This window comes from Amycolatopsis sp. NPDC004079, assembly GCF_040610415.1.
GTDB lineage: Bacteria > Actinomycetota > Actinomycetes > Mycobacteriales > Pseudonocardiaceae > Amycolatopsis > Amycolatopsis halotolerans.
Window position 1 is genome coordinate 79,353 of the sequence record NZ_JBEXMH010000005.1, and the last position, 26,649, is coordinate 106,001.

Consider the following 26,649-nt stretch of genomic DNA (forward strand, 5'->3'; position numbering starts at 1 on the left):
AACAGGGGTGTTCGATGGCCGAAGGTCCGGCGCGCAAGGGGAGGACCGCGGTGCGGCTGGAGGTGCTGCGCAAGGAGCACCTCACCCCGCACATGATCCGGATCGTGGCCGGCGGCGAGGGGCTCCGCGATTTCCGCCCGAACGAGTTCACCGACGCGTACGTGAAGGTGATCTTCAAGGTGGACGGGGTGGAGTATCCGGAGCCGTTCGACCTGAACCGGATCCGCGAGGAACTGCCGCGCGAGCACGCGCCGCGGATGCGCACGTACACAGTCCGCTCGTACGACGAGGCGGCGGGCGAACTGGTGCTCGACTTCGTGGTCCACGGCGACGAGGGGCTGGCCGGGCCGTGGGCGCAGCGCGCGCAGCCCGGTGACGAGCTGCTGCTGGCCGGTCCGGGCGGGGCGTACGCGCCGCGCGCCGACGCTGGCTGGCACCTGCTGGTGGGCGACGAATCGGCGGTGCCCGCCATCGCCGCCGCGCTCGAGGCGCTGCCGCCGGGGGCGCTCGCGCACGTGTTCTTGCTGGTGGCGGACAAGTCGGAGCACCAGCCGCTCGCGACGAAGGCCGACGCGCAGGTCACGTGGCTGCACCGCTCGGCGGCCGACGATCTGGTCGCCGCGGTGAAGGCGCTGCCGTGGCCGGGCCAGGACGTGCACGCGTTCGTCCACGGCGAGGCCGGGTTCGTGCGGGAGCTGCGGCGGTACCTGTTCGACGACCGCGGCGTCGCGCGGGACGCGGTGTCGCTGTCCGGATACTGGCGCGAGGGCAAGAACGACGAGGCCTGGCGCGAGGAAAAGGCAGCGGAGCGGAAAACGGCCGCTTCGGCGTAAGGTCGCCGCCATGGCGACCGAGGTGAAGGTGGAGGCCGATCCGGCCGACGCGGGTTTCGACGGGGCACGGCTGCGGCGGATCGACCGGCATTTCGCCCGGTACGTCGACGACGGCTTGCTGCCCGGCTTCCTCGCGGTAGTGAGCAGGCACGGCCGGATCGTGCACGTCGCGTCGCACGGCGCGCGGGATGTCGAGGCCGGTGCCCCGGTCGAGACTGACACGATCTGGCGGATCTTCTCGATGACGAAGCCGGTCACCTCGGTGGCGGCGATGACGTTCGTCGAGGAAGGCCTGATCGACCTCACCGACCCGATCTCGCGGTGGCTGCCGGAATTCGCCGAGCCGCGGGTGTATGCGAAGGGTTCGGCGCTGGCTCCGGTCACCGAGCCGGCGACCGAACCGATCCGCCTGTGGCACCTGCTTTCGCACACCTCGGGCCTCACCTACGGCTTCCACCACACGCACCCGGCCGACGCGATTTACCGCGCCGGCGGGTACGAATGGGGCACGCCGCCGGGGCTGGACCTGGCGAAATGCACCCAGGCGTGGGCGCGGTTCCCGCTCGTCTTCCAGCCGGGTGCGGAGTGGAACTACTCGGTGGCCACCGACGTTCTCGGCCGCCTGGTCGAGGTGCTGGCGGGGAAGCCGCTCGACGAGGTGTTCGCCGAGCGGATCTTCGGCCCGTTGGGCATGACGGATACCGGCTTCTGGACTTCGGACACGGACCGTCTGGCGGCTCTGTATCTGCCTGCGCCCGGGACGAAACAGCTGGTGCGCAACGACGCCTTCGGTGCGGTCGGAACGTCGCGCCCGGCCTGCCTTTCCGGCGGCGGAGGTCTGGTCTCGACGGCGGCTGATTATCACCGGTTTACACAGATGTTGTTGCGCCGCGGGGAATTGGACGGGGTGCGGGTGCTGAGCCCGCGGACGGTCGACCTGATGACGGCCAATCACCTGCCGGGGCATGTGGATCTGGAAGCGTACGGACGGCCGCTGTTCGCGGAGATGCCTTTTGACGGGTATGGGTTCGGGCTGGGGTTCTCGGTCCTGATCGACTCGGTTAAGGCGAAGACTCTTGCCACGCCGGGGGAGTACGCGTGGGGTGGGGCGGCTTCGACGGCGTTCTGGGTGGATCCGGATGAGGACTTGACGGTCGCGTTTTACACGCAGCTGCTGCCGTCGTCGACCCATCCGATCCGGCAGCAGCTGCGGCAGCTGGTTTACCAGGCGATGCTGGACTGATCACGCGGTCAGCTTGGGAATCACCTGCGCCCCATAAGCCGCCAACGTCTCCTCCCGTTCGTCATGCATCAGGTACAGCGCGAACTGGTCCACCCCCAGCTCCGCCAATTCCTCCAGCCGAGCGATGTGCGAAGACGCCGGGCCGAGCAAACAGAACCGGTCCACGATCTCGTCTGGGACGAACGCTGTCGACGGGTTGCCCGCGCGCCCGTGGTGGGAGTAGTCGTAGCCTTCGCGCTCGCGGATGTAGTCGGTCAGCTCGCGCGGCACCGGGCCGGACGAGCCGTAGCGGGACACCAGGTCTGCGACGTGGTTGCCCACCATTCCGCCGAACCATCGCAGCTGTTCCCGTTGGTGTGCCAGGTCTTCGCCGACGTACGCGGGAGCCGCGACGCAGATCGTGATTCCTCCGGGGTCGCGGCCGGCCGCGCGGGCGGCGTCCCGGACCGCGCCGATGGTCCAGCGGGCGATGGCTGGGTCGGCGCATTGCAGGATGAAACCGTCCGCGTGTTCGCCGACGGTTCGCAGCGCCTTCGGGCCATACCCGGCCATCCACATTTCCAGCCGCCCGCCGCGGATCCACGGGATGCGGACCGCGGTGTCGTTCATCGTGACTTCGCGGCCTTCGGCGAGATCCTTGACCACGCGCATGCAGTCGCGCACGGTGGCCAAAGTGGACGGCGGGCGGCCGACGACCCGGTGTGCGGAGTCGCCGCGGCCGATGCCGCATACCGTGCGGTTGCCGAACATGTCGTTGAGCGTCGCGAAGGTCGACGCCATCACCGACCAGTCCCGCGTGCCCGGACTGGTCACCATCGGCCCCACGACCAGCGCGGACGTCGCTTCCAGGATCCGCGCGTAGATCACGAACGGTTCCTGCCACAGCACGCACGAGTCGAACGTCCAGCCGTACCGGAACCCGGCGTCCTCGGCGGCTTTCATCATCCGCACGACCTCCGCCGCGGGCGGGTCGGTCTGCAGCACGATCCCGAAATCCATCAAGCCCTCAATTCAGATACTGATTGAGTTCGCGGGACAAGAACTTCCCGTGCCCGGGGCTGCCGTGGAAGCCATCCGGCGACACCACGACCCGACCGCGCGACAGTACAGTGTGGACCTTCCCGGTGAGTGAAAACCCTTCGTACGCCGAGTAGTCCACGTTCATGTGATGGGTCGCCGCGGACAGGGTCTGGGGCGCGGCGGGGTCGTAAACAACGATGTCCGCGTCCGATCCAGCCGCGATCACGCCCTTGCGGGGGTACAGCCCGAACATCCGCGCGGGCGTCGCCGAGCACGTCTCGACCCAGCGGCCCAGCGAGATCTCGCCCGCGACGACGCCTTGGTGCAGCAGGTCCATTCGGTGTTCGACGCCCGGCATCCCGTTCGGGATCGCCCGGAAGTCGCTGCGCCCCAGCTCTTTCTGGTCCTTGAAGCAGAACGGGCAATGGTCGGTGGACACGACGGACAGGTCGTTGGTGCGCAACCCGCGCCACAGGTCGGCCTGGTGCGATTTCTCCCGCAGCGGCGGGGAAGCCACGAACTTGGCGCCTTCGAAATCGGGCTTCGCCAAGTCCTCAATGGACAGATACAGATACTGCGGGCAGGTCTCGGCGAAGACGTTCTGCCCGTTATCCCGCGCTTCGGCGACCGCGGCGAGCGCCTGTGAGGCCGACAGATGCACGATGTACAGCGGTGAACCGGTCACCTGCGCGAGCCGGATCGCCCGTGAGGTCGCCTCGCCTTCCAGTTCGGGAGGCCGGGTCAGGCCGTGCTGTACCGGGTCGGTGTGTCCGGCGGCGACTGCCTGCGCGGCCAGCTCGTCGATCGCGATGCCGTTTTCCGCGTGCATCATGATCGTCGCGCCGATCTCGCGCGCCTGCTGCATGGCGCGCAGGATTTCCCCGTCGGTGGAGTAGAAAACGCCGGGGTAGGCCATGAACATCTTGAAGCTGCCGACGCCGCCGTCGACGCACCCGCGCATTTCCTTCAAAGTGGAGTCGTTGACGTCCGACACGATCATGTGGAACCCGTAGTCGATCGCGCAGTTGCCGTCCGCTTTGGAATGCCACTTGTCCAGCGTGGACAACAACGACGTTCCCTTGGCCTGCACGGCGAAGTCGATGATCGTCGTCGTCCCGCCCCACGCGGCGGCGATGGTACCGGTCTCGAAGGAGTCGACGGAATGCGTGCCGCCGAACGGCATTTCCATGTGCGTGTGCGCGTCGATTCCGCCGGGCAGGACGTACTTGCCGGTCGCGTCAAGAGTTTCGTCGCCGGTCAGCGTGCCGGGAGCGCCTACCGCCGCGATGGTTTCGCCGTCCACCAGCACGTCGGCGGCGACCGCGCCGGACGGCGAAACTACTTGCCCGCCTTGGATCAGGGTGGTCATCAGGCCTCCGCGAGCGGGCCGTAGCTGTCCGGGCGGCGGTCGCGGTAGAACTGCCACAGGTCGCGGACCTCGGCGAGCCTGCCCATGTCGAGGTCGCGGACCACGATCTCCTCCTCGGTGTCCGACGCCGCCTCGCCGACGAGCTGGCCGCGTGGGTCCGCGAAGTACGATTGTCCGTAGAAGTCGTTGTCGCCCAGCGGTTCCACACCGACCCGGTTGATCGTGCCCACGTAGTACTCGTTCGCTACCGCCGCCGCTGGCTGCTCAAGCCGCCACAGGTACTCCGAGAGTCCACGGCTCGTCGCCGACGGGTTGAACACGATCTGCGCCCCGGCCAACCCGAGTGCGCGCCAGCCTTCGGGGAAGTGGCGTTCGTAGCAGATGTACACGCCGATCCGGCCGACCGCGGTGTCGAAGACCGGATAACCGAGGTTGCCCGGCTTGAAGTAGAACTTCTCCCAGAATCCCTTCACCTGCGGAATGTGGTTCTTGCGGTGCATTCCGAGGTATTTCCCGTCGGCGTCGATCACCGCGGCGGTGTTGTAGTAGACGCCTGGCTGTTCCTGTTCGTACATCGGCACCACGAGCACCACGCCGTGCCGCTCGGCGACCTCCTGCATGAGCTTCGTGGTGGGGCCGTCCGGGATCGCCTCGGTGTAGGAGTAGAAGTCCGCGTCCTGCACCTGGCAGAAATACGGGCCGTAGAAAAGTTCCTGCAGGCACACCACCTGCGCGCCTTGCGAAGCCGCCTTGCCGATGGCATCGACCGCGTTCGCGATCATCGACTCCTTGTCACCCGTCCACCGCTGCTGGATCAAGCCGGCTCGGACCGTGTCAGACACTGGTTTCCTCCTCGTTCCGGTGCGCGTTCAAGGGAAGGCTGAACAGGATGTAGGCGAGGAAAGCGCCGACAAATCCTACTGCCCAGTTGTAGTCGTACAAAGGCTTCAGGAACGGAATCAGGCCGTCCGCCGGGAACGGACCGCCGTAGGCGCCGCCCACCGCGAGCACCGCGCCGATCAGCGTCGCGACGAGCGCGCGCCAGTGCCAGCCCGCGGTGAACCAGTACTGCCCGCTCGGCAGGTACAGGTCGGCCAGCTTCAGCCGGGTCCGTTTCACCACCCAGTACCCGGCGACGAGCACCCCGGCGACCGCGCCGAGCAGCCCGCCGTAGAAGCCGAGCCAGGCGAAAATGTAGATGTCCGGGTCGGAGTAGAGCCGCCACGGCTGGATCAGGATGCCGATCACGCCGGTGATCAGCCCGCCGAGCGCGAAGGTGATCCGCTTCGGGAAAGCGTTGGAGAAATCGTAGGACGGGCTGACGACGTTCGCCGCCAGGTTGGCCGAGATCGTCGCCAGCACCAGCGCGATCAGCGCGACGACCACCACGACCGGGCTGGAGAACTTGTCCGCCAGCTGCGCCGGGTCCCAGATGTCCTGCCCGTAGAGCACGTGCCCGCCGGACGTGGTGAGGATGGCGACGACCGCGATGAACGTCATCGTCGTCGGCAGCCCCAGGACCTGGCCGCGCATCTGCTTGCGCTGGCTGCCGCCGAAGCGGGTGAAGTCCGGCATGTTCAGCGACAGCGTCGACCAGAACGCGATCATCGCCATCAGCGACGGCGCGAACACCTTCCAGAACCCCGGCCCCCAGCCGAGTTTCCCGCTGTCGTGCAGGATCGGGCCGAGCCCGCCCGCCTTCACCAGCACGTAGCCGAGCAGGATCAGGAACCCGACCGACACCAGCGGAGCGGTCCAGTTCTCGAACTTGCGGACCGCCTCCATGCCGCGCCAGATGATCAGCATCTGCACGAGCCAGAACACCGCGAACGACAGCCACATCGTCCAGTGCTGCCCGGCGATCACCGCCGAATCGCGCCACCCGGATCCGGCGAGGCGCCCGACGATCACGTAGATCGCCTCGCCGCCCACCCAGGTCTGGATGCCGAACCAGCCGCACGCGATGAACGCGCGCAGCAACGCGGCGAGGTTCGCGCCGCGCAGGCCGTAGAACGCGCGGGCGAACACCGGGAACGGGATGCCGTATTTGGTGCCCGCGTGGCTGTTGAGCAGCATCGGCGCGAGCACGATCAGGTTCCCGATGGTGATCGTGATCAGCGCCTGCAGCCAGTTCATGCCGAGCGCGATGAGCGACGCGGCCAGTGCGTACGAGGGGATGTTGTGCGCCATCCCCATCCACAGCGCGAAATAGTTGTAGGTCGTCCAGGTCCGCTTCTCGACCGGGACCGGGGCCAGTTCGTCGTTGAAGAACCGGCTGCCTCGCAGCGCCCGCACGTCGCCGAGGTCCACCCGGCTGTGCTCACGTGTCGTCGGCTCCATTGCGGAATCCTGCGCGCCGGGCGGGGGCCGGGGGCAGAGACAGACTGTTCACTGTTCGGACGCCCTTGGCGCAGTCTGTCGATTGCGCCGAACCGGGCCCGAGTGCATGACCTGCGTCACAACCCGCTCGTGACGCGCGCGCAAACCGGCGGAAACATCTCCACCGGATCTCCACAGCTCACCCGGATGGCCTCCACGGCGATTGCTTAAAGTCGGCGGCATGGACAACGGGGGAAGACGGGTGCTGGTCGTCGAGGACGACCTCACCATCGCCGCGTCGATCGATGCCCGGCTGAGCGCGGAGGGGTTCTCCGTGACCGTCGCGCACGACGGTCCCGCGGCGGTCGAGGCGGAGGCGGCGACCAGTCCCGACCTGGTGGTTCTCGACGTGATGCTGCCCGGGTTCGACGGTCTCGAGGTGTGCCGCCGGATCCAGGCGCGACGGCCGGTGCCGGTGCTCATGCTCACCGCGCGTGCCGACGAGGCCGACCTGCTGGTCGGCCTCGGCGTCGGCGCGGACGACTACCTCACGAAGCCGTTCTCGATGCGCGTGCTGTCCGCGCGGATCCAGGCGCTGCTGCGGCGGGTCGAGCGGTCTTCGGCGGCGGCGGAAGACCGGATCGTGCTGGGGGACCTGGAGATCGACATCGCTGAACGGCGGGTTCGCCGAGGGGGCGAACCCGCCCAGCTGACGCCGATCGAATTCGACCTCCTGGTGCATTTCGCGCGCCGGCCGCGCGCGGTCCAGCCGCGGGAACGGCTGCTGAGCGAGGTGTGGGACTGGGACGTGCAGGCGACCGGAGCCGGTACCCGGGCGGTGGACAGCCACATCAAGGCACTGCGGCGGAAACTGGGGGCCGATTTGATCCGGACGGTGCACGGCGTCGGATACGCGTTGGAGGTTCCCGCGTGAGAGTGCTGGTGGCGAAAGCTGTCGATCTGCTGCCGAGGCCGCTCGACCCGATCCGGTCGGTGAAGCTGAAGCTGGCGATCCTGATGGTGGCGTCCGGCGCGATCGCGTTCGGGTTCTTCCGGTACCAGATCGGCTGGCTGCCGCCGCAGACGACGGTGATGGCCATGGTGATCGCGTTGGTGACGTCGCAGATCCTGGCACACGGCATGACCCGTCCGCTGCGCGAAATGACCGCCGCCGCCGGCGAAATGGCGAAGGGTGATTACACCCGCCGGATCCGCGCCACCGCGCGCGACGAGGTCGGCTCGCTGGCGGCTGCGTTCAACCAGATGGCCGCCGATCTGTCCACTGCGGACCAGCAGCGCCGGGAACTGATCGCGAACGTCTCGCACGAACTGCGGACGCCGATCACCGCGCTGAACGCCGTCCTGGAGAACCTGGTCGACGGCGTCGCCTCGCCGGATCCCGCGACGCTGCGCACCGCGCTGAACCAGACCGAACGACTGGGCAGGCTGGTCACCGAACTGCTGGACCTGTCGCAGATCGACGCCGGAACCCTGCCGCTGGACCGATCGACGGTCGACCTGGCGGACCTGCTCGCCGAGGTCGCCGCCGAGGCGGAGGCGATGGCCGCGGCGGCGGGCCGGGGAGTCCGGTTCACGGTCTCGGTGACCCCGCCGGGAGCGACGGTGCCCGCCGATCGGGAGCGGCTGTACCAGGTCGTGGTGAACCTGCTGGAGAACGCCGCGCGGCACGGTCCGGCCGGGGGAGAGGTGGCGGTGGTGGCCCGGGTCGAGGCCGGGGAGGCGCGGATCGAGGTGCACGACCAGGGGCCGGGGATCGCGGAACCGGACCGGGACCGGGTGTTCGAGCGGTTCACCCGGGGAGAACGCGCCGGGGGCGGCGGGACCGGGCTCGGGCTGGCGATCGTGCGATGGGTGGTGGAACTGCACGGCGGGACGGTCGCGGTGGTCGACGCGGAACCCGGCCGGGCGGCTGCTGGGGGCGGCGGCGGGCCGGGGTGCCGGATCCGGGTGACGTTGCCTGCTTGAGCCAGGCTTTGCGTCAGTGATTGAGCTGCCGTCGGGATGGAGACGAGGGGGCGCGGCTAGCTGCAGTGGCGCGCTGCTCGACGGGGCTGCCGGGCTCAAGGTGATGGGGGAAGCAGCGGCCGGGCGCTGAGGTCGGTGGTTGATCGCGGTCGGCTGACAGGTCCTTCCGCGGATCTTCGCTGGCCGAGTGCTTCCGTTCCCCGCAGCGACTCCGCTGAAGCACCTCGGCCAACCGGCTCCCGAGCTCTCCTGAACCTGCCCATTTCTCCTTGTCGGGAGCGAAGTCCCGGCCGATGTTTGCTAATGCGAAGAGAGGTTTCATGTCCGAGGACGTCGAAGTCCGGCCCGCGCACGCCGTTCCGCCCGGGATTGTGGTGATCGACCAGCGGCGGTCGGGACCGCGGCCGTTGTTCGCCCGGGCCGAGGCAGCGGTGCCGGGCGGCGCGAGGCTGGCGGCGGTCGCCGTCGCGCTGGTCGCTGCCGCGCTGGTTCCGGTCGACCGGCCGGGGATCGGGTGGGTGGTGTCGGCGGCGCTGGCGGGCGTCGCGGTGCTGGTCGTGCGGGTGGGGCAGGGGCCGCGGTGGCGTCGCGCGGGGTGGGGAGCGCTGGCGATCGCGTTGCTGGGCGTCGGATCGGTGCGGGCGGCGGACTGGTTGTTCGTGCTGTGCGTGCTGGCGGCGGGAGTCGCGGCGTCGCTCGCGGTGGTCGGCAGGCGAACCGTGCACGGCACCACCTACGACGCCCTCGCGATTCCCCTTGAAGCTTTCCGCGCGGTGCCGTGGGTGCTTCGCCGCACGCGGCGTCCGGGGCGTGGCCAGGCGCGGGTTTTCGCGGCGGTGCTGGTGTCCGCGCTGGTGGTGGTCGTGTTCCTCCCACTGCTGATCAGCGCGGACGACACCTTCGCGCACTTCGTCGGCGACCTCGTCCCGACCGTGCGACCCGATTCGGTTTTCCAGTGGGCGTTGGTGTTCGCCGTGACCTTCGGCGGTGCCGCCGGTGCCTTCCTGATCTCCGCGGACCCCTTGCCGGAACGGGAAAACCGGACGTCCACGGTCGGCGACCGTCTGCTGTGGACGGCGGCGTTGGCCACGCTGGCGTTCCTGTTCACCGTCTACGTCCTGGTGCAGGCGGTAGCCCTCTTCGGCGGCACGGACTACGTCCTCCGCACCGACGGCCTCACCTCGGCCGACTACGCCCGCGGCGGCTTCTGGCAGCTCTGCGCCTGCACGGTCCTGACGCTCGGCATCATCACCGCGGCCCTGCGCTGGGCCCCGAAAACCAGCCGCTCCGACCGGATTCTGCTGCGTTCGCTGCTCGGCGCCTTGGCGGTGCTGAGCCTGGTGCTGGTGCTGTCGGCGTTGAGTCGCATGTGGACTTACCAGCAGGCTTACGGGTTCACCGTGCTGCGCGTGGTGGTGGAGGTGTGCGAGATCTGGCTGGGCGTGGTGTTCCTGCTGACGGTCGCGACGCTGGGCACGCTCCGCGCGAGGTGGCTGCCCCGGGCGGCGATCGCGACCGGGGCACTGGCACTGCTCGGGCTGGCCGCGGCGAACCCGGAAGCCTTGATCGCGGACGCCAACCTGGACCGGGCGGCGCACGGCAAGCCGCTGGATGTCCGCTACCTGAGCCGGTTTTCCGCGGATGTGGCCCCGGTCGTGGCGCAGCGCCGTCCCGACGCGGCCTGCCTGTTGCGCCCGATCGCCCGGACGCTCCCCGACGACGCTTGGCCTGCCTGGAACTTGAGCCGTTCCCGGGCCAGGGAGATCGTCCGGTCGCAGGCGCCGTGCGAATGACGGGCCTTGTTTCACTTCCGGGCCACGGTCAGCCGCCAGTCGACCACGGGGTTTTCGTGCTGCGGGAGATGTTCGGAGCGGCGCACCGCGCAGCGATGGCGCACCAGGTCGCGGCGCTCCGCCGGGGTCAGTTCCGCATCGCCGAACAGGCTTTCCTCGTCGATGTCCACGTTCGCGTCGACGTTGAACCGGTAGGCGTCCGCGGTCAGGTAGTCGCGGCGGAAAGACGTCTTCCATTGCGAATTGTGCCCCCAGCCGAGCGATCCGTCGTTGGTCGGCCGATGGCGGCGGAGGAACGTATCCTCCAGCATCGACCGGTCCGCGATCCTGGCTGTCGCAAGGCGTTCCCCGGCCCGCACGGTGACACCGGCCCGGCCGAACAGCAGTTCGCCGAGCATGAGGCACGGCCATCGTTCGGCGACGATCTCGATCGGCCCGTCCGGATCATCGCTCTGCTCGACGGCCGCGATCTCGTGAAAGAACGGATCGAACCGCGCGACCTCGACCTGTCGCAGGCCCAGCGCGGAGAAAAAGCTGAGGTATTCCTCCGCGGTGACGCGCACTTCGTGCTCGGGCAGGTGCAATCGGTGCGCCCACGGCGGTTCGGTTCCGTCCGGAAGACCGGACTGGAAGCTCAGCAGCAGGAGATCGCTGATCCGGCTGAGTGCGTACGCTTGCTCGAGCAGGTCGCCCCAGACGTATTCCGTCCGCTGCCATTCTCCGCAGACCGCCAGCGGGACGAGCAGTTCGCGTGCGGCGTCCGCATGCTTGTCGAGCCACGGGGAAAGCACGTCCGAGAACAACGCCGGGCCGGTGTGGTCGTGCACAACGTCGTACAGCTCGCGGAAGGTCGTCGGGGCCAGCATGACGCCGCAGCCTACGCGGAATTGCGACGGCGACCCACCGAATTGTTCAGTGCGGCAACCGCTTCCGCCTCTGTCCGAGGAACGGCCCGGCGGCTTTCGCCGTTCGCGACCGCCGGGCCGACCAGACCGCGCAGCCTAAAGCGCGAACACCCCGTTCGACTGGCTGTCCGCCGCGCACTTGTTCGGGTACGTCGCGCGATAGGTCACCCGCGTGCCCCGCCAGCTGCCCAGCGCCGTGACGTCCACCGGCGAGTAGATCATCGTGCACTTCTGCCGACGCGGGGCAATCCGGGCGAAATCGCCGTTGACCGCGGTGAGGGTCGCGCAGGCGCTGTCGCGGTGGCGGTGCGTGCCGCCGGTGGGGTCGCAGGTCAGGGACGCGCTCGTGACGCGCCCGGAGGTTTCGTGCACGGTCAGCTGCATCGCGGACTCCGGGACGTGCGGGGCGGCCAGGCCGCCGAATCCGATCAGGGCGGCCGCGACCGGAGCGAAAGAAGAGAACACCATACGAGGGATATCGGCTCGCCGAACCCGATCACTGTGCTCCTCGTCCGGGTGGGTTTTCCTCGCTCGGACGGGTGGCGTTCCCGAGGTCGTGCGCGAGTAACGCCACGTACAGCGACAACATCGACTCCGGATCTTCCAGTCGCACTCCCAGCACCTGTTCGATGCGCGCGAGTTGCTGGTAGTAGGCCGTCCGCGAGGTGTGGGCGGCGACGGCTGCGGCGGACTTGTTGCCGCCGTGTGCGCAGTAGTGGCGCAGAGCCGGAACGAGGCGGCTGCCGGAAGCGGCGTCACGTTCGAGGAGCGGGCCCAGCTCTCGCGCCGCGAAGGCGTGTACGCGTTCGTCTTCGGCGAGAAGGTGGAGCAGGCCGCGTAGCCGAACATCCTTGAGACGATGGAACGGTTGGCCGTCGTCCTCGTCGAGAGCAGCGGCAGCGACATGCGCGGCTTCGACCAAAGTACGTTGTGCCTCAGCAGGTCCAGTGACCGTCGTGCCGACGCCGAGCGCGGCGGGGGCGGAAGCGCGCGCGTCGTGAATGTCGGTGGCTAGCCGCTGAAGCACGGCGTCGGCGTTGGCTTCCGGCGAAAGCGCGAGAAGCGCGCGTACGGCGGTCTCGTCGGTCGAAACCAGCGCGGACACCTTCGCGCGGCGCGTCGCGAGCGCGGTGGCTTCAGCCAATTCGCGCAACAGCGGCGGTGTAGACAGCGTCGGTCGCGTAGTTGCGGTTATGCGCGGCCGTACCGCGAGGCCGACCAGCTGTCGTCCCGTCAGCGGCACCGCGAGCGCAGAAGAGCGCGCGAGGATTTCCGCGGTCGGCGCGGGCGAATTCAGCAGTTCGGTCAACACCGCGCGGTGCGCTTGCCGTTCGAGAGTGTCGGAGTCGCGCGCGACGAGGCGATGCACCGCGAGCGCGGACGCCGCTCGTTCGGCGACCACCTGGTACCGATGCGGCGGCGGCTCGGCGCACACCAGGACCAGCCGTCCCCAGTCGTGCCCGCGCGCGCCGACCACGGTGACCAGCCAGCCCGCCGCCGAGTGGTAGCCGGTGCGCTCGCCGACCTGCACCACCCGCGACCGCGCCGGCCAGCCGATCAGCAGCTCGCCCGGGTCCGTGCCCGCCGTGTCGTAGGCGAGGACTTCGTGTTCGAGGGTTTCCAGCACGGCCGGCTGTTCGGTCAACCGCGCCACCTCGGCCAGCACCGCGGCGGGCTCGGCTCCGGCCACGGTCAGCGACGTGAACGTTTCGTGCACCCGTTCCGCCGCCCGGAGCTCGGCGAGCTGCGCGTCCACGATCATTCCGTTCACCGCCTCGGTCACCGCGACATAGCGCGTCTCGCGAGACAGCGTCACCAACGGCAATCCACGCTGCTCGGCCGCCGTGACGAGGGCGCGCGGCAGCCGGTCGTTCCAGTGCCGCACCAGCTCGACGACCAGGCCCGCGACACCCACTTCGGCGAGGTCGGCGACGTACCGGGTCAGCGTCGCGTCGTCGTCGGGCAGCGCGACCCCCGTGGTGAGCACGAGTTCTCCGCCGCGCAGCAGGTGCGCGATGTCGGCGACCTCGGCGGCGTGCGCCCAGCGGACCCGCTGTTCGAGCCCGGTGCTGCCCGCGACGACGCGCGGACAGCCCTGGCGCAGCACCGGCAACGCGAGCGCCTCGGCGACGGTCGGGTACATCGGTCCCCCTTGCTGGCCGGCAGGGCACAGACTGTACGGCGGAGAGGGGTAGTCCGTACACGTTGTCGATGGCGGACCCGGGCGCCTCGCCCGGAGACTCGTGGGCACCCGACCGGAAGGAGCGGACGTCGTGACCGACCGCATCAGCCATTGGATCGACGGCAAGCCGGTCGTCGGCGCCGGACGCACCGGCGACGTGTACGACCCGGCGACCGGCCAGGTCAGCGCGCAGGTGGACTTCGCCGGACCGGCCGAGGTGGACCAGGCGGTAGCCGCCGCGACCGCTGCGTTGCCAGGCTGGCGGGGCACGTCGCTCGCCGGGCGGACGCGCGTGCTGTTCGCCTTCCGCGAGCTGCTTCAGGCGCGCAAACACGAACTGGCGAAGATCGTGACGAGCGAACACGGCAAGGTCGAATCGGACGCGGCGGGCGAGGTCGCGCGGGCGATCGAGAACGTCGAGTACGCGTGCGGCGCGGCGCAAATGCTCAAGGGCGGGTTCAGCGAAAACGCTTCCACGGGCGTCGACGTCTACTCGATCGCGCAGCCGCTCGGCGTGGTCGGGGTGATCTCGCCGTTCAACTTCCCCGCGATGGTGCCGCTCTGGTTCGTGCCGAACGCGCTGGCGTGCGGCAACACTGTCGTGCTCAAGCCGAGCGAAAAGGACCCGTCCGCGGCGCTGTTCATCGCGGAGCTTCTTGCCGAAGCGGGCCTGCCGTCCGGCGCGTTCAATGTGCTGCAGGGCGACAAAGTCGCGGTCGACGGACTGCTCGCGCACCCGGACGTCAAGGCGATCTCGTTCGTCGGTTCCACCCCGATCGCGCGCTACGTCTACGAAACCGGCACCAGCCACGGCAAACGCGTCCAGGCGCTCGGCGGGGCGAAGAACCACATGATCGTGCTGCCGGACGCCGACCTGGACCTGGCCGCGGACGCCGCCGTGTCAGCCGGTTTCGGATCGGCGGGGGAGCGGTGCATGGCGGTGTCGGTGGTGGTCGCCGTCGAGCCGATCGCGGACGAACTGGTGGCCAAGATCGTTGACCGGATGCGAAAACTGCGCGTCGGAGACGGCCGTAAACCGTCGTCGGAGATGGGCCCGCTGGTCACGAGGGCACACCACGAGCGCGTTTCGTCCTATGTGGACACCGGAGTCGCCGAAGGCGCGGAACTGGTGATGGACGGCCGGGGCGTGGAAGCAGACGGCGCGGACGACGGATTCTGGCTGGGCCCCACACTTTTCGACCGCGTCACACCCAGTATGGCGGTGTACACCGACGAAATCTTCGGCCCAGTGCTGTCCGTCGCGCGAACGACGAGCTTCGACGACGCGCTGGCCCTCATCAACGCCAACCCCTACGGCAACGGAACCGCCATCTTCACCGGCGACGGCCGGGCCGCGCGCCGCTTCCAGAACGAGGTCGAGGTAGGCATGGTGGGCGTCAACGTGCCCATCCCGGTGCCAGTCGGCTACTACTCGTTCGGCGGCTGGAAGGACTCCCTGTTCGGCGACACGCACGCGTACGGTCCGGAAGGATTCCACTTCTTCACGCGGACGAAGGTGGTGACGTCCCGTTGGCCGGACACCTCGCACGCGGGGGTGAACCTGGGGTTCCCGAAGAACTCGTGACCCGGGTTCACCACACGCCGTTCTCGCCGACGATGCTCGCCACCGCGCCGCTGTTCCCGAACAGGCACACCGCGATGACCCGCTCGGCGGCCAGCCGTTTGCCCCGGGCCGGGTTGACTGTGTGGGTGCGGCCGCCCACGCGGAGCTGCCATTTCTCGATGGTGCCCGGGCCGCGCGGGGTGTGCTTGAACCCGACCGGGTAGTCGTCGGTGATCGGACCGGCGCCGAAATCGTGCGCCGGCCCGGGGAGAACTGTCAGCGGCGCGCGGCAGTCGGCGAACTGCCGCCGCCCGAACCGGATCGCCAGCACGAGGATGACCAGGGCGACCGCCACCGCCACCAACGCGGACGCGGTGAAGCCGGACTTGGCGACCGCGACGACCGCGATCGCCACCTCGATCGCGACGAACACCCAGATCGCCCAGAAGAACCAGCCCAGGGCCTCGCCGCGCTGGCTCCGGTGCAGCCTCCCGGCGAGGTTGGCGGCGGCGATCTCTCCGGGGTCGGCCTTCGCGGTCACGCCGCGACCACGTTGACCAGCAGCTTGCTGCGTGGCGCGAAGACCGCGCCGTTGGTGCGGCCGCCGAGCACCCGGCTCTTCAGATCGGGATCGAGCCGATAGCGCTTGCCGTTCACGACGAGGTAGGTGAAGGGGATCCGTTCCGTGATCTCGTACAGGTACATCGGGGGCAGGACGCCGGACGGGCGGTGCTGCACGTGCCCGAAATCGTGCGTCAGGCCGGGCACCACGGTGACCTTGCCCTCGCGCCAGTCCGCCGTCCGCCGCCAGATCGCGCGCCCGGGATACACCGCGAGGACGAGCCACACCAGCGACATCACGAACAAGGGCGCGTTCTGCGACCAGTACGAGGTCAGCGGCTCGTGCAAGAAGGCGGCGAGGTCGTTGGACGTCCGGATCTCCGAGGGGCTCATGCCGATCTTGATCGGCGTCAGGACCGCCAGCGCGATGAGGACGAGAAGCACCACGACGAGCGTCCAGAAGTTGCCGTCCAGCACCATCCGCCGCTGGGACGGATGCAGTTTGCCTTCGCGGTTGGCCTGGTCCGCGGCTGCCTGCACCGCTTGCTCGGTCACTCGCCGGAGCCGCCCTTCGCCTCTTCGGCCTTGCGTTCCTTCTCCGATGTTTCGGATGCTTCCGAGTACCGGTCGTACTGTTCGTTCTCCTGCCGCCGGGTTTCGGCCCCAACGCCTGCCGTGTCGGCGGGGCTCCACTTCGGAGCGCCGTCCTTCGCTTCTTCCCACGCCTTCGGGCTCAGCACCTGGCGTCCGTCCTCCGAGTAGGTGTCGCCCCACTCGTTGACCCGATCCTTCACCTTGCCGCTCAGCGGTGACTGGACCCAGTCCTTGGCGTTTTCCTTCCAGCGCTCGGCCTTGTCCGCGGCGGACTCGGCCTTGCCCGCGTCCTTCAGCTCCCCGGCCTTCTTCTCCAGGTTCACGCCGACGTCGACACTCTTGTCCGCGATCTTGTCCGCTGCCTTGCCCGCCTTGCGCATCGCGTTCGCCAGCTGCTCGATCGCCGCCTTCGACTTGCCCGCGCTCTCCGCGAGCTTGTCCAGCTTCTCCACGACCTTCGCGATCCGGGTGCCGATCTTCTCCGCCAGGATCCCGCCCTCGACGACGGTGTCGGCGATGAACGCGGCGACCGTCCCGCCGAAGGTGCACCACGACGAGGCGAGCGCGGCGATGCCCTTGACGATCAGCTCGCCGACGAACGACGAGATCATGTCGCGGATCAGCCCGCGTTCGGTGCCGACCAGCGCGGCGGCGACGTTCATCCCGGTGGACGCGCCGTTCGCCTGCCCGGCCGCGTTGCGGAGCTTGCCCGCGTAGTCCTTCGCCCGGCCCTGGTAGGCCTGGCCGCCCTGGCCCTGGAAGTTCGGGGCCACCTTGGCTGCGGCCTGCTCGTACTTGTCCGCGCTTTCGGCGAGCTGCTTCCCGATGTTCGCCCAGGTCACGGCCTTGGCGGTGACCGCTTCGGGATTGCCGGCGAGCTGGTCGAGGCCCTCCTTGAGGAAGCTGATGTGCTCGATCAGCCAGCCAACGCCCGCGCTCGCGAGGCTGCCGAGCGGGTCCATCGCCACGCCGAGCAGGTCGAGGCCGTCAGTGGCGACGTCAACGGCGAAATTGCCCCAGTCGCCGTGGCGGAAATCGGTCTGTGTCGCGGAGAGATCGTTGACGATGCCGGCACCGGAGGTCTGGGCGTTGAGGTTGTCCAGTTCGTTCGAGGACGACCCCATGTTCGTGGTCGGGCCGCTCGGCGACTCGGACTTCGCGACCAGTGGGTTTTCTTGCGTCTCGGTCATTCCGGCAGCTCCTTGCCGAGGCCGTTGATGTGGCCGACAGTCTGTTGCTCGTGCGTGTCGTAGTGGTCGTGTGCCTGTTGCAGAAGGCCCGCGATCTCGTCGCCCTCTTGGCCGAGCTGCTTGACACACGAGGTCGCGGCCGACATCCAGAGCTGCAGCGGCATCGCGAACACCTGGCCGACGATGCCGAACGCGTCGTCGCCGAACGACTGGCCGGAGTCGGTGGCCTGCGCCGCGGTGTGCACGCCCGCCGCGATGTTCTCGACCTCGCTCTTGTGCTCGCGCAGCGACGGGAGGTCGACGTGCGGTCCGGTCATCAGTTCCTCCCCAGGAACGAGCCGCCGCCGTAGTAGTCGTCGTCATCGGCCGGGTCAGCCGCCGGGCGGGCGGGCCGGGCCGGCGGGGCCGCGGGCCGGGCGGGCGGAGCGGCATCGTCCTGGGCGTCGAAGAATTGCGGCTGCGGTGTCGAAGGCGCGGCCGGTTCCTCTGGAATCTCCGGTTCCGGGATCTGTTCTTCGAGGAATTTCATCGCGTCGCTGTGCTCGCCGATCACCGGGGCCATGATCGCGGTCAGCTGCTGCGCCGCCTGGGCCTGGGCGCGCCGTGCGGTGGCCAGCACGGCGGCGGCGAGCGCGGCGCGCGGCATCTCGTCCGCGCGCGAGCCGAACTGGAGTTCCTGCAGCGCACCGGCGGTGTTGACGGTCGCGGTGACCGCGCCGTCCTGGCTCGTCGCGGTCGCCGACACGTGCTTCAGCTGTTCCTGCGCCTCGGCGGCCCGCTGCCGGATTTCGGCGATTTCGGGAGAAAGTGCGTTCATGTCGGCCGCTGCTTTCGGATCGAGTGGTTCATAGTCTTTCCGAGGCAGAAAACCGGGTTCCGGTTCCCCGTGCAAGCTAAGATCCGAGTTGCCCGGTTCGTCGCTATTAAAAATTGTTTGCCCGCCATTTACCCGGCGCTGTCCGGACCGGAGGGCGCGCCGGGCACTCCGGGGTCCGTAAACTCGTTGTGAGTAGCAGGAGGACCGCGAAGGAGGTGCCGGTGGCGAACACGGACGAGCGTCGCTTCGAGGTGCTGCGCGCGATCGTCGCCGACTACGTCTCCAACCAGGAGCCGGTCGGGTCGAAGACGATCGTCGAGCGGCACAACCTCGGCGTTTCCAGTGCCACCGTGCGCAACGACATGGCCGCTCTCGAGGAAGAGGGGTACATCGCCCAGCCGCACACCAGCGCCGGGCGGATCCCCACCGACAAGGGCTACCGGCTGTTCGTCGACCGGCTTTCGGAGATCAAGCCGCTCTCGACCGCCGAGCGCCGCGCGATCACCAATTTCCTCGACTCCGGCACCGACCTCGACGACGTGCTGCGCCGGTCGGTCCGGCTGCTCGCGCAGCTCACCCGCCAGGTCGCGGTGGTGCAGTACCCGATGCTCACCAACACCGTGGCGCGCCACCTCGAAGTGGTCCCGCTCACCCCGGCGCGGCTCATGCTCGTGCTGATCACCGACTCCGGCCGGGTGGACCAGCGCACCGTCGACCTCGGCGACGTGGTCACCGAGGAGACCGTGCTGCGGCTGCGCACCGTGCTCAACGGCGCGCTCGCCGGGCGGCGCCTCGCCGACGCCGCGGCGAACGTGGCCGAGCTGCCCGAGGCCGCCCCCGCGGACCTGCGCGACCACCTCACCCGGATCTGCACCATGCTGGTCGAATCGCTGGTCGAGCACCCGGAAGAGCGGATCGTGCTCGGCGGCACCGGCAACCTCACCCGCAACGTCGCGGACTTCCCCGGTTCGCTGCGCCAGGTGCTCGAAGCGCTCGAGGAACAGGTGGTGGTGCTGAAGCTGCTCGCCGCGGCCCGCAACCCCGGTGCGGTCACCGTGCTCATCGGTGAGGAAAATGAAGACGAGCAGATGCGCAGCACCTCGGTCGTGTCCATCGGCTACGGCCGGGACGACATGCTGCTCGGGGGAATGGGCGTCGTCGGGCCGACCAGGATGGACTACCCCGGCACGATCGCGGCGGTCCGCGCGGTCGCCAACTACGTGGGGCAGATCCTGTCCGGCCGCTGACCGGCGGCGAGGGCGGAACACGAAGGAGAAGGCAGAGCAACGTGGCGAGGGACTACTACGGGATCCTCGGGGTGGCCAAGAACGCGAGCGATCAGGAGATCAAGCGCGCGTACCGCAAGCTGGCCCGTGAACTGCACCCCGACGTGAACCCGTCGGAGGACGCCCAGCACCGCTTCGGCGAGGTGACCACCGCGTACGAGGTGCTCTCCGACCCGCAGAAGCGCAAGATCGTCGACCTCGGCGGCGACCCGATGGACGGGGGCGGCCGCGGCGGAGGCGGCGGCGACCCGTTCGCGGGCTTCGGCGGGCTCGGCGACATCATGGACGCGTTCTTCGGCGCCGCGGGCGGAGGCGGCGGCCGGGGACGGGGGCCGCGCAGCCGCGTGCAGCCCGGTTCCGACGCGCTGATCCGGCTCGGCCTCACGCTCGAGGAGTGCGCGACCGGCGTCGACCGCGAGATCACCGTCGACACCGCGATCGTGTGCGACCTGTGCCGCGGCGCGGGAACCGCCGAGGGCACGAGCACCAAGACCTGCGACACCTGCGGCGGGGCCGGCGAGGTCCAGTCCGTGCAGCGGTCGTTCCTCGGCCAGGTCGTCACCGCGCGCCCGTGCCCGGTGTGCCGCGGCTTCGGCGAGGTCATCCCCGACCCGTGCCGCCAGTGCGGCGGCGACGGCCGGATCCGGTCGCGGCGCGGCGTCACCGCGAAGATCCCGCCCGGCGTCGGCGACGGCATGCGGATCCGGCTGTCCGGACAGGGCGAGGTCGGCCCCGGCGGCGGCCCGGCGGGCGACCTCTACGTCGAGATCGACGAGGCCCCGCACGAGGTGTTCGTCCGCGAGGGCAACGACCTGCACTGCAACTTCCGCATCCCGATGACCACCGCGGCGCTCGGCGCGACGGTCCCGATCGCCACCCTGGTCGACGGCGACTACGAACTCGACATCGAGCCCGGCACCCAGCCCAACACCGAACTGGTGCTCACCGGCAAGGGCATGCCGCGGCTGCGCTCGTCCGGTCGCGTCGACGGCCGCGGCGACCTGCACGTGCACATCGACGTCGTGGTGCCCACCAAGCTCGACGAGGCCCAGCGCGACCTGCTCGTCGACCTGGCCCAGCAGCGCGGCGAAGAAGTCCCGACGCTCGCCGCCAACGGCAGCAAGCACGGCGGCCTGTTCTCCAAGCTGCGCGCGAAGAACCGCTGACGGTGCCGGACACCACCCTGCCGGTCTTCCTCGCCCCGGCAGTGCCCGCCGAAGGCCGGGCGCTGCTCGACGGCGAGGAAGCCCGGCACGCGGCCACCGTGCGCCGGCTGCGCGTGGGGGAGCAGCTCGTGCTCTCCGACGGCGCCGGCGCGATGGCCCGCTGCGCCGTGGACGCCGTCGAAGCAGGTCGCGCGGCCACGGTCACCCTCACCGTTCTCGAGCGTTGGCAAGAAGAACCGCCCGCGCTGCGCGTCCACGTCGCCCAGGCGCTCGCCAAGGGCGACCGAGGGGAACTGGCAGTCGAACTGGCCACCGAAGCCGGTGCGGACGCGATCGTGCCCTGGCGCGCCGCCCGCAGCGTCGCCCGCTGGGACGACGGACCCCGCGGTGAGAAAGCACTCGCCCGCTGGCGCGCAACCGCTCGCTCAGCCGCGAAACAGGCCCGCCGCGCCCACGTGCCCGCCGTCGCCGAACCGGTCGGCACGCGCGAACTGGCGCAGCTGGCCGCGACGATGTCCGCGACGCTGGTCCTCGAATCCGGCGTCACCAGCAGGCTTACCGACCTCGACCTCCCCGGCGGAGGCGACGTCCTGCTTGTCGTCGGCCCGGAAGGCGGCATCACCGACGACGAACTCGCGGCCCTCGAAACGGCCGGAGCCACCACGGTCCGGCTCGGCCCGACGGTCCTCCGCACATCCACCGCGGCCGCCGTGGCATTAGGCGCCCTCGGCGTCCTCACCGGCCGCTGGCACTGACACAGAACCGGAAAACCCGGCAGAACCCCTAAACATCCGCACCAGGTGATGGCGCGCCGCACCCCCGGCGGCTACTCTGCTTCGCAACGTGCGAAACACGAGGGTTTCAGCCCGCCCACCGGCGGGCATTACTCTTGAGTACGAACCAGAACCCCGCCGGGCACCTCCCCCCTCGGTCCGGCGGAGCCGCGGCGGCGGTGGAGCGACCCCCAGGCTCCACCGCGCCGCGGCGTCTTCGTATCGCTGGCGCGATACTTCGCCGCTGCGGTTCCACTGATTACTCCCGGGGGGCCGAGCCCCCCGGACCCCCACGGTGCGGTGGTTGCGTGTCGTGCGTCCGTCGCGTTGGGTGCGTTGCTCTTTGTAGGGTGGGCTTATGAGTGATGCTGGTGCTGCGGAGACGTTGTTCGAGCGGATTATTGCTGGGGAGATTCCGGCGGATGTCGTGTATCAGGACGACGCTACGTTTGCGTTTCGGGACATCAATCCGCAGGCGCGGGTGCATGTGCTCGTGGTGCCTCGGAAGAGGTATCGGAATGTGGGGGAGTTGGCGGAGACGGATCCGGAGTTGCTGAGTGCGGTCTTGTTGACGGCTCGGAAGGTGGCGGAGATCGAGGGGATCTCCGCCAGTGGGTATCGGGTGGTGTTCAACACTGATGCCGATGCCGGGCAGACGGTGTTCCATGTGCACGCGCATGTGCTCGGCGGGGAGCAGCTGGGGATGTTCGGGGAGCCGCAGGCCGGGGTGCACTGAAACCGGGCTGCGAGTGGGTGTCGGGGACAAGTAGCATCTATGGGGTCCCTGTACGTTGACTTGCGAAGTGCGCAGAAAGCAGGACCGAGGCCACGTGGCCGGAACTGAGACGGGTGGAGCCGCCCGACCTGACAATCGGGTATCGGCCGAGGCACAGGTTCGATTTCCGATCCCGGAGGGGGCTCAGCTGAGCCTGCTGGGGTCGCGGGACGAGAATTTGCGGGTGGCGGAGGAGCTGCTGGCCGCGGACGTGCACGTGCGCGGCAACGAGGTCACGTTGACTGGCGCCGCGGCTGATGTGGCGTTCGCGGAGCGCGTGTTCACCGAGCTGGTGCAGCTTGCTGGCGGCGGTCAGCAGGTGGGGCCCGACACGGTGCGGCGGACTGTGGGGATGTTGTCCAGCGGGGACGCGTCGCCCGCGGAGGTCCTGAGCCTCAACATCGTGTCTCGGCGCGGGAAGACCATCCGGCCCAAGACGCTGAACCAGAAGCGGTACGTGGACGCGATCGACAAGCACACGATTGTGTTCGGGATCGGGCCCGCGGGTACCGGCAAGACGTATCTCGCGATGGCGAAGGCCGTGCAGGCGTTGCAGGCCAAGCAGGTTACGCGGATCGTGCTGACCCGGCCCGCGGTCGAGGCAGGCGAGCGGCTCGGGTACCTGCCGGGGACGCTGAACGAGAAGATCGACCCGTACCTGCGGCCGCTCTACGACGCGCTGCACGACATGGTCGAACCGGAGTCGATTCCGCGGCTCATGCAGGCGGGGACGATCGAAATCGCACCGCTGGCCTACATGCGGGGAAGGACGCTTAATGACGCGTTCATCATCCTCGACGAGGCGCAGAACACCACGCCCGAGCAGATGAAGATGTTCCTCACCCGTCTCGGGTTCGGCGCGAAGATCGTCGTCACCGGCGACATCACGCAGATCGACCTGCCCGGCGGGCAGCGCAGCGGGCTCCGCGTCGTGCGCGACATCCTCGGCGGAGTCGAGGACGTGCACTTCGCCGAGCTCACCAGCCAGGACGTCGTTCGGCACAAACTGGTCGGCGACATCGTCGACGCGTACGAGAAGTGGCAGGCCGTGCAGGACGCGCAAGAGCAGCAGAACGGCGGCTGGAAGGGCACCCGCCGATGAGCATCGAGATCGCCAACGAATCCGGCGTCGACGTCGACGAGGCGTCCATCGTCTCCGCCGCGCGCTACACCCTCGAGAAAATGGAGGTCAGCCCGCTCGCCGAGCTGTCCATCCTGTGCGTCACCCTCGAGGTGATGGAAGACCTCCACGAACGCTGGATGGACCTGCCCGGGCCCACCGACGTCATGGCCTTCCCGATGGACGAGCTCGACTCGTCGCGCCGTCCCGACGCGCCCGACTCGTCCCCGGCGCTGCTCGGCGACATCGTGCTCTGCCCGGCCTTCGCGAAAGACCAGGCGAAAACCGCGGGCCACCGGCTGATCGACGAACTGCACCTGCTCACCGTCCACGGCTGCCTCCACCTCCTCGGCTACGACCACGCCGAACCCGCCGAGGAACGCGAGATGTTCGGGCTGCAGAAGCGGATCCTCGGCGAATTCCAGGCCGCCGTCGCGGCGCACCAGGCCCGCGACGCGCAGCGCGACGTCGACGACCGCGTGCTCGGCATCGCCGGGCTCGACGTGCCGCAGCCCGGGGAAACCTCCTAGGCTCCGATCATGGGAAACCCCCCGGCGCAAGTCGTCATCGCGGTGACGCTGGTGCTGCTCGCGGGCGTGTTCGCCGCCGCGGACGCCGCGGTCGGCACGGTGTCGCAAGCCAGGGTCGACGGCCTCGTCCGCGCCGGCCGCGTCGGAGCCCGCCAGCTCGCCGCGGTCGTCGCCGAACGCCGCAGGCACATCAACCTGCTGCTCCTGCTGCGGCTCGTCTGCGAGCTCACCGCCACGGTGCTGGTCACCGTGTCCTTCGTCGCCTGGTTCGACCGGCTGTGGCTCGCGATCCTGGTGTCCGCCGTCGTGATGGTCGTGGTCAGCTACGTCATCATCGGCGTCGGCCCGCGCACCATCGGCCGCCAGCACCCGTACCGCGTCGGCACGATCGTCGCCGGACCGGTCCGCGTCCTCGGCACGGTCCTCGGCCCGCTGTCCCGGCTGCTGATCGTGCTCGGCAACGCGATCACCCCCGGCCGCGGCTTCCGCGAAGGCCCGTTCACCTCCGAGGTCGAACTGCGCGAACTGGTCGACCTCGCCCAGGAACGCGGCGTCGTCGAGGACTCCGAACGCGAGATGATCCACTCGGTGTTCGAACTCGGCGACACTGTCGCCCGCGAGGTCATGGTGCCGCGCACCGAAATCGTGTGGATCGAGCGCACCAAAACCGTGCGCCAGGCCCTCGCGCTCGCGCTGCGCACCGGCTTCACCCGCGTCCCGGTGATCGACGATTCGGTCGACGACATCGTCGGCGTGGCCAACATCAAAGACCTGATGTCCGAGTACATGGGCCCGGACGGGCCGAGCACGGTCGTCGACGCGGTGATGAACCCGGCGAGCTTCGTGCCCGACTCCAAACGGCTCGACGAGCTGCTCAAGGAAATGCAGCGCACGCACAACCACATGGCCATCGCGGTGGACGAGTACGGCGGCACCGCCGGCCTGCTCACCATCGAGGACATCCTCGAGGAGATCGTCGGCGAGATCACCGACGAGTCCGACGCCGACGAGCGTCCCGAGGTCGAGGAGCTGGAAGACGGCTCGGTCCGGGTGTCGTCCCGGCTCGGCGTCGACGACCTCGGCGAACTGTTCGGCATCGACCTCGAAGACCACGACGTGGAGACCGTGGGCGGGCTGCTCGCCGAGCGACTGGGTAGGGTCCCGCTGCCGGGGGCCGAAGCCGAGGTCGCCGGTCTTCGGCTGTTCGCCGAAGGGGGCAAGGACCGCCGCGGCCGGATGCGCATCACGTCCGTGGTCGTCCGGCCGTCCTCCGCGCGCCCGCGCACCCGCCCGCCCCAGCCCGAAGAGCACGACAGGAGAGTCGAACATGCCTGACCTCGACGCCGAGGACCAGAAACTGGTCACGCTGGCCCGTTCGGCCCGCGCGCGCACCGGCGCGGACGAAGGCGCCGCGGTCCGCGACACCGATGGCCGCACTTACGCCGCGACCACGGTCGACCAGCCGTCGTTCAAGCTCACCGCCGTGCAGGCCGCCGTCGCCGCCGCGCTCTCCAGCGGTGCCGAGGGGCTCGAAGCCGCCGCAGTCGTGACCGCTGACGCGCTCGTCGCCGAAGCGTCCGTGCACGCGGTCCGCGACGTGTCCAGCACCGCGCCGATCGTCTTCGCCGATCCGTCCGGCTCCGTGGTCGAGGTGCTTCACCCGTGACCGAGCCGCACCGTTCCGGATTCGCCTGCTTCGTCGGCCGCCCCAACGCGGGCAAGTCGACGCTCACCAACGCGCTCGTCGGCACGAAGGTCGCGATCACCTCCAGCAAGCCGCAGACCACCCGGCACGCCATCCGCGGCATCGTCCACCGCGACGACGCGCAGCTGGTGATCATCGACACGCCCGGCCTGCACCGTCCGCGCACGCTGCTCGGCCAGCGGCTCAACGACGTCGTGCACGAGACGTGGTCCGAAGTGGACGTCGTCGGGTTCTGCGTGCCCGCCAACGAGAAGATCGGCCCGGGCGACCGGTTCATCGCGGCCGAGCTGAAGAAGATCGCCCGGCGCACCCCGGTGATCGGCGTCGTCACCAAGACCGACCTGGTGAAGCCGGAACAGGTCGCCGAGCAGCTGGTCGCGCTGCAAGAGGTGATGGAGTTCGCCGACCTCGTGCCGGTGTCCGCTGTGGACGGTTTCCAGGTACAGACGGTCGCCGACCTGCTGGTGCAGCGGCTGCCCGAGGGACCGCAGCTGTACCCGGGCGGCGAACTCACCGACGAGCCCGAGCAGACCCTCGTCGCCGAGCTGATCCGCGAGGCCGCGCTCGAAGGCGTCCGCGACGAACTGCCGCACTCCATCGCGGTGACCGTCGAGGAAATGATCCCGCGCGAAGACCGCGACGACCTCATCGACATCCACGCGCTGCTGTACGTGGAACGCCCCAGCCAGAAGGGGATCATCCTCGGGCACAAGGGCGAACGGCTGCGCGAGGTCGGCGCGACCGCGCGCCAGCACATCGAACGGCTGCTGGGCACGAAGGTCTATCTCGACCTGCACATCAAGGTGGCCAAGGACTGGCAGCGGGACCCGAAGCAGCTGCGCCGGCTGGGTTTCTGACCGGTTCCCGTCGTGTCCGGCGACGCGGGCGGGTAGCGTCAGGCCGAACCGTATCCGATTT

At 69.3% G+C, this 26,649-nt stretch carries 27 protein-coding genes; 15 read left to right on the top strand and 12 right to left on the bottom strand.

The annotated features are described in order from the left end of the window. The first annotated feature begins 14 nt into the window (after positions 1-14). Positions 15-833, top strand: a complete 819-nt coding sequence (locus ABZX37_RS07145) for a siderophore-interacting protein (RefSeq protein WP_354736850.1) — start codon at positions 15-17, stop codon at positions 831-833. A 10-nt stretch (positions 834-843) separates the two neighbouring features. After that, positions 844-2,076 carry a serine hydrolase domain-containing protein gene (locus tag ABZX37_RS07150; protein ID WP_354736852.1) on the top strand — a complete coding sequence of 411 codons (1,233 nt, stop codon included), beginning with the start codon at positions 844-846 and terminating at the stop codon, positions 2,074-2,076. Here the strand turns inward: ABZX37_RS07150 and ABZX37_RS07155 are convergent, their stop codons facing one another. The 4 genes from ABZX37_RS07155 to ABZX37_RS07170 are packed head-to-tail and all read right to left on the bottom strand — an operon-like array spanning position 2,077 to position 6,805. After that, complete coding sequence (locus ABZX37_RS07155) at positions 2,077-3,075, bottom strand: TIGR03842 family LLM class F420-dependent oxidoreductase (RefSeq protein WP_354736854.1); 999 nt, start codon at positions 3,073-3,075, stop codon at positions 2,077-2,079. Positions 3,076-3,082: 7 nt separating this feature from the next. Next, positions 3,083-4,465: a dihydropyrimidinase gene (hydA, locus tag ABZX37_RS07160; RefSeq protein WP_354736856.1), complete on the bottom strand. Its 1,383-nt coding sequence runs from the start codon at positions 4,463-4,465 to the stop codon at positions 3,083-3,085. After that, positions 4,465-5,307 carry a nitrilase-related carbon-nitrogen hydrolase gene (locus ABZX37_RS07165; protein WP_354736858.1) on the bottom strand — a complete coding sequence of 281 codons (843 nt, stop codon included), beginning with the start codon at positions 5,305-5,307 and terminating at the stop codon, positions 4,465-4,467. The genes hydA and ABZX37_RS07165 overlap by 1 nt, the downstream gene beginning before the upstream one ends. Then, a complete protein-coding gene (locus tag ABZX37_RS07170; protein WP_354736859.1) occupies positions 5,300-6,805 on the bottom strand; it encodes an NCS1 family nucleobase:cation symporter-1 in 1,506 nt (501 codons plus the stop codon). The genes ABZX37_RS07165 and ABZX37_RS07170 overlap by 8 nt, the downstream gene beginning before the upstream one ends. A gap of 241 nt (positions 6,806-7,046) precedes the next feature. Between ABZX37_RS07170 and ABZX37_RS07175 the strand changes: the two genes are divergently transcribed. From ABZX37_RS07175 to ABZX37_RS07185, 3 genes are all read left to right on the top strand, one after another. Beyond that, positions 7,047-7,718, top strand: coding sequence for a response regulator transcription factor (locus tag ABZX37_RS07175; RefSeq protein WP_354737195.1), 672 nt, complete (start codon positions 7,047-7,049; stop codon positions 7,716-7,718). Beyond that, entirely contained in the window at positions 7,715-8,770 is a 1,056-nt protein-coding gene (locus ABZX37_RS07180) for an ATP-binding protein (protein WP_354736861.1), read from the top strand. The genes ABZX37_RS07175 and ABZX37_RS07180 overlap by 4 nt, the downstream gene beginning before the upstream one ends. Before the next feature lie 320 nt (positions 8,771-9,090). After that, a complete protein-coding gene (locus ABZX37_RS07185) occupies positions 9,091-10,563 on the top strand; it encodes a DUF4173 domain-containing protein (protein ID WP_354736863.1) in 1,473 nt (490 codons plus the stop codon). Between the two features lie 11 nt (positions 10,564-10,574). Here the strand turns inward: ABZX37_RS07185 and ABZX37_RS07190 are convergent, their stop codons facing one another. The 3 genes from ABZX37_RS07190 to ABZX37_RS07200 all read right to left on the bottom strand — a co-directional run bounded on the left by ABZX37_RS07190 (position 10,575) and on the right by ABZX37_RS07200 (position 13,611). Next, on the bottom strand, positions 10,575-11,429 hold the full coding sequence (locus ABZX37_RS07190; RefSeq protein ID WP_354736865.1) for a hypothetical protein: 855 nt from the start codon (positions 11,427-11,429) through the stop codon (positions 10,575-10,577). 135 nt (positions 11,430-11,564) lie between these two features. Next, on the bottom strand, positions 11,565-11,936 hold the full coding sequence (locus ABZX37_RS07195; RefSeq protein WP_354736867.1) for an SSI family serine proteinase inhibitor: 372 nt from the start codon (positions 11,934-11,936) through the stop codon (positions 11,565-11,567). Positions 11,937-11,964: 28 nt separating this feature from the next. After that, positions 11,965-13,611: a PucR family transcriptional regulator gene (locus ABZX37_RS07200; RefSeq protein ID WP_354736869.1), complete on the bottom strand. Its 1,647-nt coding sequence runs from the start codon at positions 13,609-13,611 to the stop codon at positions 11,965-11,967. A gap of 130 nt (positions 13,612-13,741) precedes the next feature. Between ABZX37_RS07200 and ABZX37_RS07205 the strand changes: the two genes are divergently transcribed. Beyond that, positions 13,742-15,235, top strand: coding sequence for a CoA-acylating methylmalonate-semialdehyde dehydrogenase (locus ABZX37_RS07205; protein WP_354736871.1), 1,494 nt, complete (start codon positions 13,742-13,744; stop codon positions 15,233-15,235). A 7-nt stretch (positions 15,236-15,242) separates the two neighbouring features. Here the strand turns inward: ABZX37_RS07205 and ABZX37_RS07210 are convergent, their stop codons facing one another. From ABZX37_RS07210 to ABZX37_RS07230, 5 genes are read right to left on the bottom strand one after another with little or no spacing between them, the layout of a single operon-like run. Then, positions 15,243-15,755, bottom strand: coding sequence for a hypothetical protein (locus tag ABZX37_RS07210; protein ID WP_354736873.1), 513 nt, complete (start codon positions 15,753-15,755; stop codon positions 15,243-15,245). After that, on the bottom strand, positions 15,752-16,330 hold the full coding sequence (locus tag ABZX37_RS07215) for a hypothetical protein (RefSeq protein WP_354736875.1): 579 nt from the start codon (positions 16,328-16,330) through the stop codon (positions 15,752-15,754). The genes ABZX37_RS07210 and ABZX37_RS07215 overlap by 4 nt, the downstream gene beginning before the upstream one ends. Continuing rightward, a complete protein-coding gene (locus ABZX37_RS07220) occupies positions 16,327-17,559 on the bottom strand; it encodes a hypothetical protein (protein ID WP_354736877.1) in 1,233 nt (410 codons plus the stop codon). Before ABZX37_RS07220 ends, ABZX37_RS07215 begins: the two co-directional genes overlap by 4 nt. Continuing rightward, positions 17,556-17,876: a type VII secretion target gene (locus ABZX37_RS07225; RefSeq protein ID WP_344283942.1), complete on the bottom strand. Its 321-nt coding sequence runs from the start codon at positions 17,874-17,876 to the stop codon at positions 17,556-17,558. The genes ABZX37_RS07220 and ABZX37_RS07225 overlap by 4 nt, the downstream gene beginning before the upstream one ends. Beyond that, positions 17,876-18,376, bottom strand: coding sequence for a YbaB/EbfC family nucleoid-associated protein (locus ABZX37_RS07230; RefSeq protein ID WP_354736879.1), 501 nt, complete (start codon positions 18,374-18,376; stop codon positions 17,876-17,878). The genes ABZX37_RS07225 and ABZX37_RS07230 overlap by 1 nt, the downstream gene beginning before the upstream one ends. Positions 18,377-18,597: 221 nt before the next feature. Here ABZX37_RS07230 and hrcA point away from each other — a divergent pair, with 221 nt between their 5' ends. The 9 genes from hrcA to era all read left to right on the top strand — a co-directional run bounded on the left by hrcA (position 18,598) and on the right by era (position 26,588). Beyond that, the gene (gene hrcA, locus ABZX37_RS07235) at positions 18,598-19,623 is read left to right on the top strand and encodes a heat-inducible transcriptional repressor HrcA (RefSeq protein ID WP_354736881.1); all 1,026 of its coding nucleotides are present in this window, start codon (positions 18,598-18,600) and stop codon (positions 19,621-19,623) included. A 41-nt stretch (positions 19,624-19,664) separates the two neighbouring features. After that, positions 19,665-20,828 carry a molecular chaperone DnaJ gene (gene dnaJ, locus ABZX37_RS07240; RefSeq protein ID WP_037813614.1) on the top strand — a complete coding sequence of 388 codons (1,164 nt, stop codon included), beginning with the start codon at positions 19,665-19,667 and terminating at the stop codon, positions 20,826-20,828. Positions 20,829-20,830: 2 nt separating this feature from the next. Beyond that, positions 20,831-21,583 (top strand): 16S rRNA (uracil(1498)-N(3))-methyltransferase, encoded by a 753-nt coding sequence (locus ABZX37_RS07245; RefSeq protein ID WP_354736883.1) that lies wholly within the window; start codon positions 20,831-20,833, stop codon positions 21,581-21,583. Positions 21,584-21,959: 376 nt separating this feature from the next. Next, the gene (locus ABZX37_RS07250) at positions 21,960-22,337 is read left to right on the top strand and encodes a histidine triad nucleotide-binding protein (RefSeq protein ID WP_354736885.1); all 378 of its coding nucleotides are present in this window, start codon (positions 21,960-21,962) and stop codon (positions 22,335-22,337) included. Between the two features lie 94 nt (positions 22,338-22,431). Beyond that, the gene (locus ABZX37_RS07255; protein WP_354736887.1) at positions 22,432-23,478 is read left to right on the top strand and encodes a PhoH family protein; all 1,047 of its coding nucleotides are present in this window, start codon (positions 22,432-22,434) and stop codon (positions 23,476-23,478) included. Beyond that, positions 23,475-24,026 (top strand): rRNA maturation RNase YbeY, encoded by a 552-nt coding sequence (gene ybeY / locus ABZX37_RS07260; protein ID WP_354736889.1) that lies wholly within the window; start codon positions 23,475-23,477, stop codon positions 24,024-24,026. Before ABZX37_RS07255 ends, ybeY begins: the two co-directional genes overlap by 4 nt. 9 nt (positions 24,027-24,035) lie before the next feature. Continuing rightward, the gene (locus tag ABZX37_RS07265; RefSeq protein WP_354736891.1) at positions 24,036-25,361 is read left to right on the top strand and encodes a hemolysin family protein; all 1,326 of its coding nucleotides are present in this window, start codon (positions 24,036-24,038) and stop codon (positions 25,359-25,361) included. After that, complete coding sequence (locus tag ABZX37_RS07270; RefSeq protein WP_354736892.1) at positions 25,354-25,692, top strand: cytidine deaminase; 339 nt, start codon at positions 25,354-25,356, stop codon at positions 25,690-25,692. Before ABZX37_RS07265 ends, ABZX37_RS07270 begins: the two co-directional genes overlap by 8 nt. Further along, positions 25,689-26,588 (top strand): GTPase Era, encoded by a 900-nt coding sequence (era, locus tag ABZX37_RS07275; protein ID WP_354736893.1) that lies wholly within the window; start codon positions 25,689-25,691, stop codon positions 26,586-26,588. The genes ABZX37_RS07270 and era overlap by 4 nt, the downstream gene beginning before the upstream one ends. The last annotated feature ends 61 nt before the right edge of the window (positions 26,589-26,649 follow it).